The sequence below is a fragment of the Lentzea terrae genome (assembly GCF_003265345.1).
In the GTDB taxonomy this organism is placed as follows: domain Bacteria; phylum Actinomycetota; class Actinomycetes; order Mycobacteriales; family Pseudonocardiaceae; genus Lentzea; species Lentzea terrae.
The window spans coordinates 181,772-198,577 of record NZ_QFWW01000023.1 but is presented as its reverse complement, the minus strand read 5'-3'; the positions used below and the strand labels follow the sequence as shown (position 1 = coordinate 198,577).

14 protein-coding genes and 1 pseudogene are annotated in these 16,806 nt (G+C 67.8%); 10 read left to right on the top strand and 5 right to left on the bottom strand.

Features of this window, described 5'->3' with window-relative positions; translation table 11 throughout:
- Positions 1-166: 166 nt before the first annotated feature.
- The 4 genes and pseudogenes from DI276_RS28605 to DI276_RS28590 all read left to right on the top strand — a co-directional run bounded on the left by DI276_RS28605 (position 167) and on the right by DI276_RS28590 (position 4,852).
- Positions 167-1,444 (top strand): M14 family zinc carboxypeptidase, encoded by a 1,278-nt coding sequence (locus DI276_RS28605; RefSeq protein ID WP_112268923.1) that lies wholly within the window; start codon positions 167-169, stop codon positions 1,442-1,444.
- Positions 1,445-1,460: 16 nt separating this feature from the next.
- A complete protein-coding gene (locus DI276_RS28600) occupies positions 1,461-2,540 on the top strand; it encodes a serine hydrolase domain-containing protein (protein WP_112268921.1) in 1,080 nt (359 codons plus the stop codon).
- 62 nt (positions 2,541-2,602) lie between these two features.
- A pseudogene (locus DI276_RS28595) lies at positions 2,603-3,680 on the top strand (serine hydrolase domain-containing protein).
- A 77-nt stretch (positions 3,681-3,757) separates the two neighbouring features.
- Positions 3,758-4,852: a serine hydrolase domain-containing protein gene (locus DI276_RS28590; RefSeq protein ID WP_112268919.1), complete on the top strand. Its 1,095-nt coding sequence runs from the start codon at positions 3,758-3,760 to the stop codon at positions 4,850-4,852.
- Positions 4,853-4,905: 53 nt separating this feature from the next.
- On the opposite strand, the gene DI276_RS28585 is transcribed toward DI276_RS28590, so the two are convergent.
- A complete protein-coding gene (locus DI276_RS28585; protein WP_112268917.1) occupies positions 4,906-6,507 on the bottom strand; it encodes a glycosyl hydrolase family 18 protein in 1,602 nt (533 codons plus the stop codon).
- Between the two features lie 556 nt (positions 6,508-7,063).
- On the opposite strand from DI276_RS28585, the gene DI276_RS28580 reads away from it, so the two are divergent.
- Both DI276_RS28580 and DI276_RS28575 read left to right on the top strand, forming a co-directional pair.
- Positions 7,064-7,453: a DUF5753 domain-containing protein gene (locus DI276_RS28580; RefSeq protein ID WP_157985008.1), complete on the top strand. Its 390-nt coding sequence runs from the start codon at positions 7,064-7,066 to the stop codon at positions 7,451-7,453.
- Complete coding sequence (locus tag DI276_RS28575; RefSeq protein ID WP_332874715.1) at positions 7,410-7,622, top strand: DUF397 domain-containing protein; 213 nt, start codon at positions 7,410-7,412, stop codon at positions 7,620-7,622. Before DI276_RS28580 ends, DI276_RS28575 begins: the two co-directional genes overlap by 44 nt.
- Here the strand turns inward: DI276_RS28575 and DI276_RS28570 are convergent.
- On the bottom strand, positions 7,554-8,411 hold the full coding sequence (locus tag DI276_RS28570) for a helix-turn-helix transcriptional regulator (protein ID WP_112268911.1): 858 nt from the start codon (positions 8,409-8,411) through the stop codon (positions 7,554-7,556). The two genes, DI276_RS28575 and DI276_RS28570, sit on opposite strands and share 69 nt — an antisense overlap.
- 124 nt (positions 8,412-8,535) lie before the next feature.
- On the opposite strand from DI276_RS28570, the gene DI276_RS28565 reads away from it, so the two are divergent.
- Entirely contained in the window at positions 8,536-9,312 is a 777-nt protein-coding gene (locus DI276_RS28565; RefSeq protein ID WP_112268909.1) for an NAD(P)H-dependent oxidoreductase, read from the top strand.
- Between the two features lie 102 nt (positions 9,313-9,414).
- Here the strand turns inward: DI276_RS28565 and DI276_RS28560 are convergent, their stop codons facing one another.
- The gene (locus DI276_RS28560; RefSeq protein WP_112268907.1) at positions 9,415-11,823 is read right to left on the bottom strand and encodes an ATP-binding protein; all 2,409 of its coding nucleotides are present in this window, start codon (positions 11,821-11,823) and stop codon (positions 9,415-9,417) included.
- A gap of 204 nt (positions 11,824-12,027) precedes the next feature.
- On the opposite strand from DI276_RS28560, the gene DI276_RS28555 reads away from it, so the two are divergent.
- Both DI276_RS28555 and DI276_RS28550 read left to right on the top strand, forming a co-directional pair.
- Positions 12,028-12,741 carry a response regulator gene (locus DI276_RS28555; RefSeq protein WP_082114617.1) on the top strand — a complete coding sequence of 238 codons (714 nt, stop codon included), beginning with the start codon at positions 12,028-12,030 and terminating at the stop codon, positions 12,739-12,741.
- Positions 12,742-12,879: 138 nt separating this feature from the next.
- On the top strand, positions 12,880-13,740 hold the full coding sequence (locus DI276_RS28550) for a DNA-3-methyladenine glycosylase family protein (RefSeq protein WP_232836981.1): 861 nt from the start codon (positions 12,880-12,882) through the stop codon (positions 13,738-13,740).
- Here DI276_RS28550 and DI276_RS28545 read toward each other — a convergent pair.
- Both DI276_RS28545 and DI276_RS28540 read right to left on the bottom strand, forming a co-directional pair.
- Complete coding sequence (locus DI276_RS28545; RefSeq protein WP_112268903.1) at positions 13,646-14,596, bottom strand: serine/threonine-protein kinase; 951 nt, start codon at positions 14,594-14,596, stop codon at positions 13,646-13,648. The genes DI276_RS28550 and DI276_RS28545 overlap by 95 nt on opposite strands.
- A gap of 16 nt (positions 14,597-14,612) precedes the next feature.
- Entirely contained in the window at positions 14,613-15,995 is a 1,383-nt protein-coding gene (locus DI276_RS28540) for an N-6 DNA methylase (RefSeq protein ID WP_112268901.1), read from the bottom strand.
- A 53-nt stretch (positions 15,996-16,048) separates the two neighbouring features.
- Here DI276_RS28540 and DI276_RS28535 point away from each other — a divergent pair, with 53 nt between their 5' ends.
- The gene (locus DI276_RS28535) at positions 16,049-16,744 is read left to right on the top strand and encodes a PP2C family protein-serine/threonine phosphatase (RefSeq protein WP_112268899.1); all 696 of its coding nucleotides are present in this window, start codon (positions 16,049-16,051) and stop codon (positions 16,742-16,744) included.
- The last annotated feature ends 62 nt before the right edge of the window (positions 16,745-16,806 follow it).

The following is a 16,806-nucleotide window of genomic DNA, read 5'->3' as shown; positions in this document are numbered from 1 at the left end:
TCGGCTTGTCAGCACAATAACCGCTGCGATGCTGGGGGAAATACTATTGACTTTCGTCACAACGCGCCAAGTGGCCGGATTCGGAGATCCCAAGCACCGGACGGTAATCATCCGGTCGGTCGAACGAACTGGCGGTGTTCGCCCGGACGGACCATCATCGTTGATCATGCGCACCGCCTTGGCCCTGCTCGCCTGTCTCGGCCTTCTCCTCAGCCCCGCACCGGCCCCGGCCGAAGGTCCGCAAGCGCCGTACGTGCTGCGCGTACCTGCACCTTTGGGTGATTCTGCGCAACGGCTGCTGGCCTCGGGCTACGACGTGATCGAGCAACGCGACGGCGCCGACCTGTTCGTCGTCGGCGACGCGCACACCGCCGACAAGCTTCGCGCGGACGGTTTCCGGCCCGCTATTGAGACGGTGATGCCTCCGTCTCAATGGGCGCCCCGCTCTCTTGGAGATACGACGTACAACGGCGGCTACCGAACGGTTACCGCGCATATCGCCCATCTCGACTCGGTTGCCGCAGCCCATCCCGATCTCGCCACCGTCGTCGACTACGGCGACTCCTGGCGCAAGACCCAGGGTTCCGGCGGATATGACCTGAAAGCCATCTGCCTCACGCAGAAACGCGCAGGTGACTGCGCATTGACGCCCACCGCCCCGAAACCGCGCCTGTTCGTGATGGGACAACTCCACGCGCGCGAAATCACCACCGGCGACATGGCGTGGCGCTTCATCGACGACCTGGTCGGCTCCGACCTCACCGCGCTGCTGAGCTCGGTCGAGGTGTGGGTGGTGCCGATCGCGAACCCGGACGGCGTCGAGATCGTCGAGTCCGGCGGCGACTCACCGGTGCTGCACCGCAAGAACGCCAACGGCACCTGCTCGTCCGGCCAGCGCGGCGTGGACCTGAACCGCAACGCCGGCTCGCACTGGGGCGAGGTCGGCACGTCCACGAACAAGTGCAGCGAGGTCTACCGCGGCCCGCGCCCCGACTCCGAAGTCGAGACCCAGGCTCTGCAGTCGTTGTGGCGCAAGCTCTACCGCGACACCCGCGCACCCGGCGACACGGCAGCGGCCGCCGCGGACACCACCGGCGCCGTGATCTCCATGCACAGCTACGGCAACTACGTGCTCTTCCCGTGGGGCTGGAGCACGCAGAAGACCGGCAACGACGCCGCGCTGCGCAGGATCGCCCAGGACATGGCGGCGCTGTCCGGTTTTCGCGCCGGGCAGCCGGGTGAACTGCTCTACAACGCGTCCGGTGCCACGGATGACTGGGTGTACGAGGACCTGGGCGTGCCGAGCTTCGTGTGGGAGATCGGTGCTGCTTCGGGCACGTGCGGCGGATTCTTCCCGGCTTACTCGTGCCAGCAGGGCGTGCATTGGCCGAAAGTGCGCTCAATGCTCGTTTCGGCCATGAAGGCGGCCAAGAAGCCCTACTGACGGCATCTTGGATGTCATGGGGACTCGACTACTCGCAACCGTTGCGGCGTTCAGCCTGCTCTTCACCGGTACCGCGGTTGCTGATGACCAGCAGATCGACCGCAAGATCGTCCAGCAGGGCCTGGACCAGATCACCAGCACCGCGGCCCAAGGCGCACAAGTGCGCGTCACGGAAGGCCGCCGCAGCTTCACCGCCCGATCCGGCACCGCCGAGCTGGGGAGCAACCGGCCGGTGCCGCTGAACGGCCGGTTCCGCGCCGGCAGCATCACCAAGACCTTCACCGCGACGGTCGTGCTCCAGCTCGCAGGCGAGGGGAAGGTCGAGCTGGACGCGCCGGTGACCCGTTACCTGCCCGGCCTGGTCGACCAGCGGATCACCGTGCGCCACCTGCTCCAGCACACCAGCGGCCTCTACAACTACACGGACTCGATCGAGTTCGACCCGCAGAGCTTCGAACCGATCCGCTTCAAGCAGTGGAAGCCCGCCGAGCTCATCGCGATCTCGACGAGCCGGCCGATGCAGTTCGAGCCCGGCACCAAGTGGGAGTACAACAACACCGGTTTCGTCATCCTCGGCCAGCTGATCGAGAAGGTCACCAGGCAGTCCTACGAACGCGCAGTCCAGCAACGCGTCCTGAAGCCGTTGCACCTCAACGGCACTGTGCTTCCCGGCGACAACCCGAACATCCACGGCCCGCACGCGCGTTCGTACGGTCTGGTGAACGGCAAGCCGATCGACACCACCCGGTGGAACCCGTCGGTCTTCTGGGCTGCGGGTGATCTCATCTCGACGACCGAGGACCTCGACACGTTCTACGCCGCGTTGCTGAGCGGCGAGCTGCTCGAACCCGCCCAGCAGGCCGAACTGCTGAAGACCACGGCGGTCAGCCCGGAGTACGGCCTCGGCCTGTTCATCCAGAAAGCCCCGTGTGGCGCCACGATCATCGGCCACACCGGCAGCGTCCCCGGTTACGGCACGTACGCGTTCTTCAGCCCGGACCTGAAGCGCCGCGCCGAACTGTCCGCCACCGCCGGCCTCGGCACCGGTGACCCGACGTCCGGCTACTTCGGAATCCTGAACGAGGTGTTCTGCTGAGCGGAACGCCTCAGGGCGATCCCTGATGCCCGCGCCCGGCGGTGTCGTCATCGTGGCTTCCCATGGGGATTCGAAGCAAAGCCACATTGGTGGTGGCGGCCGTGCTGGTCGCCACCACCGCGGGAACGGCGCGCGCGGACACGGACCGCGAGGTGATCCAGCAAGGCCTCGACGAGGTCGTCCAGGCAGGAGTGCTGGGCGTTCAGGTCCGCGTCACGAGCAGCCGTGAGCACTTCACCGCCCGTTCCGGCAAAGCCGAGCTGGGCAGCAACCGGCCGGTGCCGCTCAACGGAAAGTTCCGCGCGGCGAGCATCACCAAGACCTTCACCGCGACGGTCGTGCTGCAACTCGTGGGTGAGGGCAAGCTCGACCTCGACGCCCAGGTCGACCGCTACCTGCCCGGCCTGATCGACCAGCGCATCACCGTCCCGCAACCTGCTGCAGCACACCAGCGGCCTCTACGACCACAACGAGGCCCTCCCGTTCGACCCCGCCGGCTTCGAGCAGATCCGGTACCGGCACTGGGAACCGGCGGAGCTCGTCGCGCTCTCCACCGCCAGGCCGCTCGACTTCGAACCCGGCACGAAGCGGGAGTACTCCAACACCAACTACGTCGTCGCGGGGCTGCTGGTCGAGAAGGTCACCGGCAAGCCGTACGAGAAGAACGTCGAGCGGCGCATCCTGCAGCCGTTGCACCTCAACGACACGGTGTTCCCGGCAGACGACCGGATCCGCGGCCCGCATGCACACGGCTACTGGGCGATCGACGGCCGGCCGGTGGACATCACCCGCTTCAACCCGTCCGTGTTCTGGGCGGAGGGCAACATCGTGTCCACCACTCATGACCTCGACAGGTTCTTCGCCGCGTTGGCTCAGGGCAGGCTGCTCGAACCCGCCCAGCAGCGCGAACTCACCAGGACCACAGCGCTGAGCCCCGCTTACGGCCTCGGTCTGCAGGTGCTGACCCTCCCGTGCGGCACGACGGTCTGGGGCCACGACGGTGGTGTGCCAGGTTTCGCCTCGCTGGTGCTGACCACCCCGGACGCTCGCCAGCGCATCGCGTTGAACGCCGCCACCTCGCCGAACGTGGGCGATCCGTCGTCCGGTCTGGAGCAGGTCCTCGGCGAGGTCTTCTGCTAGGAGCCAGGGTTTCCCCTGAGAGAGCTTCAGACCTGGGGCCGATGCGCTCTCAGTCTCGTGGCGGAAGGGTGGGAGCCATGGGGATTCGATTGGTAGCAACCGTTACCGCAGCCAGTCTGCTGGCTCTGACCACCGCGGGCACCGCGCTCGCCGATGAGCAGAAGGTCGACCGCAAGGTCGTTCAGCAGGCGATGGACCAGCTCGCGCAGAGCGGGGGAGCGCTCGGCGTGCAGGCTCGGGTCACGGACGGGCGGCAGCGCTTCACCGCCCGTTCCGGCAAGGCCGAGCTGGACAGCAACCAGCCGGTGCCGCTGGACGGCAGGTTCCGCGTCGGCAGCATCACCAAGACGTTCGTGTCGACGGTGCTGCTGCAGCTCGCGGGGGAGGGCAAGGTCGACCTGGACGCCCCGGTCGACCGCTACCTGCCCGGCCTGCTGCCGCACAAGGACATCACCGTGCGGCAGCTCCTGCAGCACACCAGCGGCCTCTACAACTACACGGACGCACTGCCGCTCGACCCGGCCGAGTTCGAGAAGATCCGCTACAAGCACTGGGAACCGAAGGAGCTCGTCGCGCTGTCGACGAGCAAGCCGCTCGACTTCCCGCCCGGCACGAAGTGGAGCTACTCCAACACCAACTACATCGTGGCCGGACTGCTGGTCGAGAAGCTGACCGGCAGGCCGTACGAGAAGGCCGTCGAACAGCGGATCCTGAAGCCGTTGCGCCTCAACGACACCGAGGTGCCCGGCGACAGCGTCAACATCAAGGGCCCGCACGCGCACGGCTACTGGACGGTGAACGGCAAGCCGTCCGACATCACCCGCATCAACCCGTCGGTCGCGTGGGCCGCCGGCGAGATGGTGTCGACGACCCGCGACCTGGACACGTTCATCGTCGCGCTGTCGAGCGGCAAGCTGCTCAAGCCCGCGCAGCAGCAGGAACTCAGCAAGACCACGTCGATCAGCCCCAACTACGGTCTCGGCCTGTCGGTGCAGACCTTGCCGTGCGGCACCAAGGTCTGGGGCCACGGCGGCGGCATTCCCGGCTACTCCACGGAGTTGCTGAGCACGCCGGACACCAAGAAGCGCCTGGAGCTGTCCGCGACCAGCGCGCCGACGCCGGGTGACCCCGGTCAGGCCTACCAGGCCATCCTCAACGAGGTCTTCTGCTAGCAAGCAAAAGGGGAGCTGGGTTGACCCAGCTCCCCTCCCGGCGTTGTGAGGAACTACCCGAGGGCGTTCCTCATCGCTGTGATCAACTCTCCGTTCGCGGTGTCACCGGTGAGCTCCCAGAAGAACGCGCCGCCAAGGCCCTGGCCACGTGCCCAGGAGATCTTGCTGGCGATCGTCTGCGGGGTGTCGTAGCTCCACCACTGCCCGTTGCAGAACGCGTAGGCGGTGCCGGCGACCGTGCCCGTCGCGGGGCACTTCGTCTTCAGGACCTTGTAGTCCTCGATGCCCTGCTCGTGCGTGCCGGGAGCCGGACCCGTGGCCGTGCCGCCGGGAGCAGCCTGCGTCACGCCCTGCCAGCCGCGGCCGTAGAAGCCGATGCCGAGCAGCAGCTTCGACGCCGGCACGCCCTTCGAACGCAGCTTGTTGATCGCGGCCTCGGCGTTGAAGCCGGCGGTCGGGATGCCGTTGTACGACGTCAGCGGCGAGTGCGGGGCCGTCGGACCCTGTGCCGCCCAGGCGCCGAAGTAGTCGTACGTCATGACGTTGTACCAGTCGAGGTACTGCGCCGCGGGGCCGTAGTCGGCGGCGTCGATCTTGCCACCGGCCGAGCCGTCGGCCGTGATCGCCGAGGTGACGAGGTAGTTCGAACCGAAGCGGGCACGCAGCGCCTGCATCAGGTTCTTGTACGCCGCGGGACCACTGGTGTCACACGACAGACCACACGCGTTGGGGTACTCCCAGTCGATGTCGATGCCGTCGAACAGGCTCGCCCAGCGCGGGTCCTCGAGCAGCTTGTAGCAGGACTCGGCGAACGCGGCCGGGTTCTGCGCCGCCTGGCCGAAGCCACCGGACCAGGTCCAGCCACCGAACGAGTACAGCACCTTGATGTGCGGGTACTTCTTCTTCAGCTTCATCAGCTGGTTGAAGTTGCCGCGCACCGGCTGGTCCCACGTGTCGGCAACGCCGTCCACGCTCTCGGCCGCCGTCATGGCCTTCTCCATGGCGGGGAACGCCTCACCGATGGTGCACTGACCGCCCGACACGTTGCCGAACGCGTAGTTGATGTGCGTCAGCTTGGACGCCGACCCCGAGGTGTCGATGTTCTTCACCTGGTAGTTGCGAGCCGGGTAGACACCCCACTCGGCGAAGTAACCCAGGTTGATCTTGCCGGGAGGCGGCGGCGGACCAGTCGTGGTGGTCGTAGTAGTGGTAGTGGTGGTCGTAGTAGTGGTGGTCGGGTTCGTCCCGCCCGCCTCACACGAGCCACCATTGAGCTTGCAGTTGGTGGGAGCGGCGAACGTGCCCGTGTACGCACCGTTGAAGCCGAAGCTCACCGACGCGCCGACACCGATGTTGCCGTTCCAGGTGTTCTTGACCGTGACGACCTGACCGGACGTGGTGTAGCTACCTTCCCAGAGGGAGGTCACCCGGTGGTTGGCCGGCATGGTGAACTCGACAGTCCACGACGTCAGGGCCGCCGCGCTGTTGTTCGTGATCGTGTACTTGCCCTCGAAGCCCGTTCCCCAGTCCGAACCCTTGGAGAACGTGGCGGAAACGCCACCGGCACCGCTCGCGGCGGGCACGACGACGATTCCGAGGACCATCGCGGCGACAGCCGCGAAGAGAGCAGCTAGATGCCATCGGAACTTGGACATCGGTCTCCTCAGTCGCAGGGGTACCGGAACGATGTGGTCCAGACCACTCGATGGTCAAGGTCTAGACCTCTGCCGTCACTCGAATGGAGCAGTCCGAAAACGGTTGCGAAGCGCAGGTTGTCCAGTTTCGGTCTACTTGGTTAACCATTGGAGGGGTTCCGAGACGACGCCTCTTCGGGTTGAGTTCTGGCGAGGCGACTGCACAAAGAGGACGGTCGGCCCTCACTTCGTTCCATGCCAAAGCGTTTCCCGAGCAAGCTCTCGGACCTCGTCAACGGCAAGGGCGGCAGCTCCGAGGTGGATCTGGCGGTCCTGCTCGGCTTTGTCGCACACCACCGGAAGAACGTGAGCACCTGCTGGCGATCCACCGGCAGACCGGCACGAAGGACTGGTGGCAGCAGCACGGGTGCCACGCAGCCGATCCGGCCCCGGACACTGATGGAGCACCTGAACAAGGCGAAGAAGTTCATCGCAGGGCTGCTGCAGCTGCCTGACTACATGCGGGCGGTGTGCCGCGCTACCGGCAAGATCGAGGCCGAGGTAGATCGAAGAACGGGTGGCGACCCGTTTGGCCATGCAGGAGGTGTTCCGGCAGCGCCTCGACTGCGTCTTCCACATTCACGAGTTGGTCTTGCACTTGCCTGTGGGCGGACGTGGGGTGTTGCGCGCGCAGTTGCACCATCTGCTGGAGATGTGGGTGCGGCCGTACATCGACATCAGGATCGTGCCGACGGAGGCGGGTGCGCACGCCGGTCTGGCCGGCCCGTTCAGCCTCATGGAGTTCGACCGGATCGAGCCGGTCGTCTTCGTGGAGGCGGAGAACTCCAGCCTGGTCATCGAGGGTCCGACACCCGTGCAGGGGTACCAGGACGTCCTCAAGTCGCTCGATCGGATCGCCTTGGATGCGGAAGAATCGCGAAAGCGGATATCCAAGCACGCGACCTGAGGGGGCGCCTGGCATGTGGCGCAAGAGCAGCTACAGCGCGAACGCGATGGACTGTGTCGAGATCGGTCGTGGCATCGGCATCCGGGACAGCAAGGCTCCCTCAGCCCAGCTCTCCCTCAGCGCCGACGCGTGGTCCGCGTTCCTCCGCGCCATCAAGAGCAACGCCTAGGCTCCCGAGCAGCCGCAGCCCGTCCGCGGCAGCGCTGCCAGGAGCCGCCGACAGCACGATCAGCTCCATCCCCGACTCGTCCGGCAGCGCGAAGTTCTCCTGGTGCAGCTCCAACGTCCCGACGAGCGGATGCCGATACGTCTTGCGCCCGTGCGCACGAGCCCGCACGTCCGCGCGAGCCCAGAGCCGGCGGAACCGCTCGCTCCCCATTGCCAGTTCACCGACGAGCGAGGCCAGCCGGGGATCCTCCGGGAACTTGCCGGCGGCCAGGCGCAGGTGCCCGACCACGTCGAGCGTGCACTTCTCCCACTCCCCGTACAGCTCGGACTCCTGCAGGAAGATGTGCCGGGCGATGTTCAGGCCCTGCAACGGCAGGCTGTAGAGGAGCGAGGCGAAGCGGTTGCCGGCCAGCACGTCCAAGCGGTGGTTCATGATCAGCGCCGGTGCGTCCACCACCAGGTCGAGGACGCGCAGCAGCTCCGGCCGGATCCGCCCACCAGGTGCTTTCGCGGCGGTGCGGCGGCGTTGGCGGGCCAGCCGGTAGAGGTGCTCGCGCTCGGTGTCGTCGAGGTCCAGCACGCGGGCGAGCGCGTCGAGGACCTGCTCGGAGGGTTGCGTCGCGCGGCCTTGCTCCAGGCGCACGTAGTAGTCGACGCTCACGCCGGACAGGTGCGCGACCTCTTCGCGGCGCAGCCCGGAAACGCGGCGGTGCCGGTCGGTGGGAATGCCGACGGACGCCGGGTCGACGCGGGCGCGCCGGATCCTGAGGAACCCCGCGAGATCTTCCACAAACCCAGTATGGCTGCGGCGGCAGCCACGAGGGTGGCCCTGCCGGTACCAGGAAGTCCAGGCCCTGAACGCCGGCGCGGAGAGTGCCCAGGATCGGAGTCAACCTGATCCGAAGGAGTCACCCGTGAAGACGCTCATCGTCTACGCCCACCCGGAGCCGAAGTCGCTCAACGGTTCGCTGAAGGACCTCGCCGTGTCCACATTGGAGAGTGCGGGGCACGAGGTCCGGATGAGCGATCTGTACGCGATGAACTGGAAGGCGGCCGTGGACGCCGCGGACTACGGGCCAGAGGCGTCGAGCCCGCTGAAGGTCGCGCTGGACTCCGGCCGGGCCTTCGACACCAAAACGCTCACGCCGGACGTGCAAGTCGAACAAGAGAAGCTGCTGTGGGCGGACACGATCATCTTCCAGTTCCCGCTGTGGTGGTACACCATGCCCGCGATCCTGAAGGGCTGGGTCGACCGGGTGTTCACCTACCGCTTCGCGTACGGCGTCGGCGAGCACAGCGACACGAAGTACGGCGAACGCTTCGGTGAAGGCACCCTTGCAGGCAGGAAGGCGCTGCTGTCGGTGACCGCCGGCGGCCCGGAGTCGCACTACGCCGCACGCGGGATCAACGGGCCCATCGAGGACCTGCTGTTCCCGATTCACCACGGCATCCTCTACTACCCCGGCATCGAGGCGCTGCCGCCGTTCGTGCTGTACAGCGTCGACCGGATGACGGCAGACGACTACGCGGACGCCGCCAAGGCGTGGGAGCAGCGCCTGCTCACGCTGGAGTCGACCGAGCCGATCCCGTTCCGGCGGCAGAACTTCGGTGACTACGAGATCCCCTCGCTGCACCTGAAGGAGGGACTGGAACCCGCCGGCCGCATGGGATTCGGGCTGCACGTGCGCTAGCGGCGTGGCTCAGAACGTGGGCGAGGTAATCGGCGCTCAGCAGGGCACCGCGATGCACCCGTCTGACCGCTGATTTCCCCGGCCCCGTTCTGAGCCACGCCGCTAACCAATCGCCCGCTCGGCTCCCCACGCCGCGATGTCCTCCCGGCTCTGCAGCCCCAGCTTCTCCCGCAGCCGCTGCAACCGGGAGGCCACGGTCCGCACCGACACGCCGAGCCGGTTCGCGATCTGCTGGTTCGTCAGGCCCGTGGCCAGCAGGGCGATCACCCGCCGCTCGTGGTCGTCCAACGAGTCGTGGGCGGCCTCGCAGCGATCGAGCCACACCTCGTCCTGGATGAACGCCTCGGTCTCGGCCGCGGACAGCGGCGTGGCAGCAGCCTCTGCGCGCGCGACGGACAACATCAGCCGTGCAGTGCGCATGGCACCGGCGACCTTCTCCGCCCAGAACGGATCCGGCACCACGCCGACCGACCGCCGCAACGCCCGTCCGGTCGCTTCTAGTCGTAGCGCGCGCTCTGCCTGTCCGCGCATCAACGCCACGACCGCCAAGCCTTCCAAGGCATCCGGCGCGGTCAACGGGTTGATACCGTCCATCCGCAGTGCTTCTTGAAAGGCGTGCGTCGACTCGTCGAGGTCGCCTTGCACCAACGCCACGACGCCGCGTGTGTTGAGGGCGGACGCGATGCGCGCGGGAACGCCCGACGCGCGCGAGATCGGCAACGCCTTCATGACGGCCTTCTCAGCCCGTTCGTGCTTACCGAGCGACAACGCCGTACGGGCCAAGTCCACCAAACAGGTCGCACGGGCAAGAGGTTCGCCCAACAACTCCGCGACCCGCAGGCACTCGGTGTTGTTCTCGTCCGACGCCTCCCACTCGCCGGACGACTGCTGCACCGCGGCCAACGTGCTGCGGCAGCTCATCGCCAGCGCCGGTTGCCCCAGCGAGCGCACCAACCGCGAAGCCTCACCGGACAGCTCGACCGCCTCGTCGTGATCACCCTGCTCGGCGGCGAAACGTGCGGCGTGGTTCAGCGCCACGCAGCGGTAATCGTCCCGAGTGGACGGACGACGCAACGCATCGCGCAGCAGCACTCGGGCCTGGCCGAGCCGTCCGCGCCGGGCCGCGCAGTCGGCCAACGCGGAAGTCAGCAGCAGCAAGCGTTCGTCACCGCGTTCCGCCGCCCACTCGACGGTCCCCAGCAGGCTGTCGACGTGGTTGTCGAGCTTGTCCTGCACCTCGAAGGACACCGACAGGGGCTGGGTGATCAGCACGTCCGACAGGTCCGTGAACCACCGGGCGAGCGCCTCGAACGCGACGTCCAGCTCGCCCGCCGCGACCAGCTTCTCCCGTGCGTGCAACCGAACCGACTCCAGCTGCCGGAACCGGGTCGTGCCGGGGACCGCCGTCAGCAGCGACTTGGCCTGCAGCCGCGACAACACGTCCAGCACGGGCTCCGCAGAACGCTCGGACGAGCAGACCTCGGTGGCGGCAGCGAGATCGAAGCCGCCGTCGAACACCGACAGCCGCCGCAACGCGAACTGCTCGTCCGGTGCCAGCAGCTGATAGCTCCAGTCGATCGCCTCCCGCAACGAACGCTGCCGGGACGGCGACTTGCGGCAGCCCAGCGTCAGCAGCTCCAACGGCTCGTCCATCCGGTCGCAGATGTCGGCCACCGGCAACAGCTGCACCCACCGCGCCGCCAGCTCGATCGCGAGCGGCATGCCCTCCAGTCGCGCGCACAACAGCGCGACTGCGGCGGTGTTGGCGGGAGTCAGCCGGAAGTCGGGCTTGCGCTCGCGGGCCCGGTCCACGAACAGCTTCACGGCCTCGGAGCGCGGCGCCGCCGTGGTGACCAGGTCGCGGTCCGTCGACGGCACCGGCAAGCCCTCGACGTGAAAGCTCGCCTCACCCGTGATCCACAGCGCTTCCCGCGAGGTCGCGAGCACCCGGACGCCGGGACAGCGGTTGAGCAGCAAATCCACGAGCTCGGCACACGTGTCGAGCAGGTGTTCGCAGTTGTCGAGGACTACGACCACTTTCATGTTGACGAGCGTTTCCAGGACGGTGTCGCGCAACGGCTCGTCCGGCTGCGCAACGACACCGAGCGCGTGAGCGACGGCCGGCACGACGTCCTCGGCGGCGAGGACCTCACCGAGCTCGACGAGGAGCACCCTGTCCGTTCTCCCGCGCCGCAACCGGCCGGCGGCCTCCAGGGCGAGCCGGGTCTTACCCGCACCCGCACTGCCGACGAGCGTAACGAGACGGTGCCTGCGCATGAGCTGGTCGAGCTTCGACAGCTCCGTCTGGCGGCCGATGAACGTGTCGCGCGCAGCGGGCAAGTTTGCGAGCACACGCAAGTTCTTGCTGTTCGCGGGCATCAGCGCAGGAACGGCGGCGCGCCGGCGATAAGCCCTTTGGCGGCAGGCGTTGGAGCAGTAGGACCTGCGCTGCTCGGAGGTGGCGGGAGGCAGCGTGCCGGCGCACAGGGCGCAACGTCCGGTGCTGGTCATGCGGTCCTCTCCTCCAGCCGTAACGGCAGGCCGTCCCTGTCTCGGTCCGGCAGAAGCGCAGGTCGTGGGTGGTGACCTGCCGTGTGCAACCCGTTACACGTCGGTGCGCGCGAGACGGTTCGCAATGTGCTCGTTATGCCTACCTTCCCGAGATCCTCGTTCGGGAACAAACTGGTGACTGGTCCGGTCTGACAGGGAGCGCGCATGACGTTGACAACCAGCACCTCGTGGGCGAGCACAGGTCTGCAACTGGTGGACAAGCCGCGCACGATCACCGTTGGCATCGCTGACGACGAGGTTCTGATCCGCACAGGAGTCCGCGGCGTGCTGGAGCGCTCCGGCAACGTCGTCGTGGTCGGCGAGGCGGGTGATGGCGGCGGCGCGGTCGAGCTCGCGCGGCGCCACCGTCCGCAGGTGCTGCTGATGGACGCCGCGATGCCCGGCATGGAAGGCCTCGGGGCGGTGCGCATGGTGCGCAGGCACGTGCCGGGCACCCAGGTGATCATGCTGTGCACGCCGCAGACCGAGGAGATGTTGTTCCCGGCGTTGCGCGCCGGGGCGGCGGGATTCCTGTTCAAGAACGGCGAACCCGACGCTCTGGTCAACGCCGTCCGCGTGGTGGCCGCCGGCGAGGCGATCCTGTCGCCGTCCGCGACGCGTGCGCTCGTCGACCACTTCACCGGCGCCGACTCGGAACGTCGTGACGCCGCGCGCAGCCGCATCAGCCTGCTCACTCGGCGGGAGCAGGAAGTGTTGGTGTACCTCGCGCAGGGCATGGCGAACGCACGCATCGCACGGCTCATGTACCTCTCAGAAGGGGCGATCAAGGCCCACGTCAGCCGACTGCTGACGAAACTTCGCTGCGACAACCGCGTCCAGGCCGCTCTCATCGCACGCGACGCCGCCCTTCCCTGCTGAACTGACTGTTTCAACGGCGCAGCAGCCAGACTAGCCACGCGAGATCGCGTCGCGAAGCAGGTCACCCGGTTGGCCCCGTCCAGAATGATGTCCTTTTCCCGCCAGCGTCTCGGTTGGAACGGCGTCATGCTTGGTCGCATGCGCTTGAACACGTTCACGGAACGCTTGCCGTTCAAGGCACCTCTCTGCCCGGACAACCTCTTCGGTCACTTGATCGCTACCGCGGTTCCCGGTGTGGAGGAGTGGCGGGACGGCGTGTACCGGCGCACATTGCGTCTCCCTTTCGGTTGCGGGATCGCGTCTTTGCGCCCCTTGACCGATCACGTCGCGTGCACTGTGGAGCTGTCCGACGAACGCGATCTGACTGAAGCTCTAGACCTTTGCCGGTTCCTGCTGGATCTGGACGTCGATCCGGCCGAGGTGGACGGCGCGTTGTCTTCCGACCCGTTGTTGGCACAACTGGTGTTGAGCGCACCCGGCCGCCGTGTCCCGCGCACGGTGGACGGTGCGGAGTTCGCGATCCGCGCGGTGCTGGGGCAACAGGTGTCGACGAAGGCCGCGCGCACGCACGCCGCACGTCTCGTATCGCGTTACGGCACACCGGTGCGAGACCTGTTCCTGTTCCCGCTGGAGTTCGACGTCGCCGAGCTCGCGATGCCCGAGTCGCGGCGCCGCACGATGGCCGCACTGCTGGAGGCGCTTCAGTCCGGTTTGGACCTGTCACCGACCGCGGATCGTGCGGTCGCGCGCGAGTGGTTGACTGCGCTGCCGGGCTTCGGTCCGTGGACCGTGGAATCGATTGCCATGCGTTCGCTGGGCGACCCGGACGCGTTCCTGCCGACCGATCTCGGGATTCGACTGGCGGCCAAGGCTTTGGGCCTGCCGTCGACGCCCGGTGCGTTGGTCAGGCGGTCGGAGGTGTGGCGACCGTGGCGTGCGTACGCGGTGCAGCACCTGTGGGCGACCGGTGATCACGAGGTGAACCGGATCCCGGCCTGAGCTGGACGCTCGCGTACATCGCCGCCGTCGAGGGGTTGTGCACGAAGCCGGGCAACGGCGGCGGGTCCTGGGCGAACCGTTGCAGGTCGACGAACACGTCCAGCGCGGTGGCCGGCCGGTCCTCGGGATCCTTGGCCAGCAACCGCTGCACGACCGGGTCGAGCGCGCTGCGCAGCCGTCGCGGCGCTTCCTTGACGTGCTTGTCGAACACCGCGTACGCCGTCGGGCCGGTGAAGAGCTGGTCGCCCGTCAGCATCTCGTGCAGGACGCAGCCCAGCGCGTACAGGTCGCTGCGCGGTTCGGCGGTGCCGCGCTGGATCTGTTCGGGTGCCATGTACGACGGGGTGCCGAGGATCTGGCCGGCTCGGCTGAACGGCGCGACGTCGCTCTCCTTGAGCAGCGCGAGGCCGAAGTCCAGCACCTTCACCGCGCCGTCCGGGCACAGCATCAGGTTGGTGGGCTTGAGATCCCGGTGGCAGATGCCGTGCTCGTGGGCCTCGGTGAGGACCGCGGCCGCCTGCGCCGCGATGTTCGCCGCCCAGGCTTCCGGCAGCGGGCCGAACTCCTGCACCAGGTCGGCGACCGTGACACCGTCGACGAACTGCATGACCTGGAACAGCCGCTGGTCGTAGGTGCCGAAGTCGTAGAGGACCGGGACTCCCGGGTGCTCCAGCTTCGCGACGATCCGCGCTTCGCGGGTGAAGCGGTGCTGCACCTCGTCGTCGCTGCCGGGCAGGCGCAGGAGCTTGACCGCGACCCGGCGATCGAGGCGCAGGTCGCGGCCCCGGTGCACGGTGCCCATGCCGCCCCGCCCCAACGGCAGGTCGTCGATCTCGTAGCGGTCGGCGATCAGCACGTGCGCAGCCTAACTGTCACGCTGGGCCGATCTGTCCGCCCAGCAGGCCCGCGTACCCGAGCCGGACCAGCCCCGCGGCTTCGTCCAGCCGCTCTTCGAGTGCTTTGAGCTGCGCGAACGCCTCCCCGTACCGGCGTTGCTCGTCGACTGGCAGCGACGGCACCTGCGTCCGGCGGACGTCGAGACGCGTCGATCCGGTGGGCGTGCGGGCGAACGCGGCGCGCAGCACGCCTTCGAGGAAGTCCGGGTCCACCTTGCGCGGGTCGATCTCGTACGTGGCGCCGGTCGGAGAGGTGACGACGTGCGTGCCAGGGGCGTTGCGGACCAGTTCGCCGATCGTCGTGAGCGGTGGTGCGGCCTGTTCGCGCAGCTCGGGAAGGCTTGGCACGCGGAAGCTCGACTGCTGGGAGAGATAGGCCGTCGCGTCGGTGCGGCTGCGGCGCGAGGGACTGAGATCGACGTCGTCGTCCAACAGGTCGATGACGCGCGTGTTCGGCTCGATCGGGCCCGGCTCCTCCAGCAGCGCGATCTGCTCGGGCACGCGGCCGATCGGGTTCCTGAGCAGCCAGAGATCGCGTCCCGCTCCGACCGTGACCACCGCGCGGATCGCCCCGGCCCGCAACAGGTTCCCGCGGATCCGCTTGCCCGGCCGGCGAGCAGCGGCGGCGGACGGCAGCAGCACCGCCACCTGGCCGCCCGGCTTGGCGAGCGAGAGGCAGTGCTGCAACCAGGCGAGCTCCGGTTCTCCGCGCGGTGGCAGTCCGTAGGTCCACCTGGCGTCGCCGACGAGCTCCTCGTGGCCCCACGTCCGGTCGTGCCACGGAGGATCGCACACCACGGCGTCGGCCTTCTGGGCGATTCCGTTGTGCCGCAAGGAGTCTCCGACGACGATCTGCGCCTTGGGCAGCCGGCGGCGCGCGATGACCGCGGACACCGGGTCGAGCTCCTGCCCGATCTTGTTGCGGCCCTTCGACGCCTTCAGCAGGTTCCCGGTCCCGCAGGCCGGGTCGATCACCGTGTCGCCGTCGACGAAGGCCAGGACGATGTCGACGACCTCGGGCGGTGTGGGGTTCAGCAGCCGCGAGTGCGCCTCCAGGTAGCGCTCGTGCAGGAACTCGAACGTCTCGGCGTCCGTTTGAACGTGCGCAAGGGCTTCGCCGAGCTTGAAATCGTCGACGGTGCGCAGCTGGGTCCAGAGGCGTTCGGCCGGCGACACCCGGAACGGCTTGCCGTTGCGCCGCAGCCAGGTCTCGACGTCGCGCAGGAGGTACAACGGACTGGAAGCCGTCCCGCCGACCGGTGCCGGGAAGTCCTCGAACCGGCGCCGCCAGTTGGACACGGCTGCCCGCCCCACGTCGGCGAGGCGAGCGATGTCCCCGGCGTTAACCGTCTCATCCATAGTTCACAACCGTATTGCTTGTGAACTCACTTCACAACTGGTGTACTGAGCCTATGACACACGAGCTGCGCATCGCCGTGGCGACCGATCCAGGTCTTGTGCGCGAGCACAACGAGGACTCGGTCTACGTCCGCCCGGGCCTGCAGGCGGTGGCCGACGGCATGGGCGGCCACGAGCACGGCGAGCTGGCCAGTGCCATCGCGGTGGACGTCCTCGCCGGCTGGCAGGGCGATCTTGGCCCCGCGGTGACGGAGATCGCGCGCAGGCTCGACGCGGAAGCCCCGCAGGGCGCGGGCACCACGCTCACCGCGATGCGCTGGGAGGGGCTGGCCTTCCAGCTCGCGCACATCGGCGACTCCCGCGCGTACGTGCTCAGGGAAGGCGAGCTCCGCCAGATCTCCCACGACCACACCATGGTCCAGGCGCTGGTCGACGCCGGCCGGATGACGCTGGAGGAGGCCGCGAACCATCCGCGACGCGCGTATGTGTTGCGCGCCTTGCAGTCCGGCAACTCGCACGAGCCGGACCTGTCGTGGCACCAGGCCAAGCTCGAGGACCGCTATCTGCTCTGCAGCGACGGCCTCACGGACTACGCGCACATCGAAGACGTCCACGAGATCCTGCTGTCCACTGAGGACGGAACAGAGGCGGCCTGGCAGTTGATCGCGCTGGCGAACGGCAACGGCGGCCCGGACAACATCACGTGCGTGATCACGGACGTCGCCAAGAAGAAGTGGTGGCAGCGCTGACCGTGAACTCGTAACGGGCGACTTGCGAATAACGCGGTGAACAGCCCGTCACGACGAAAGGC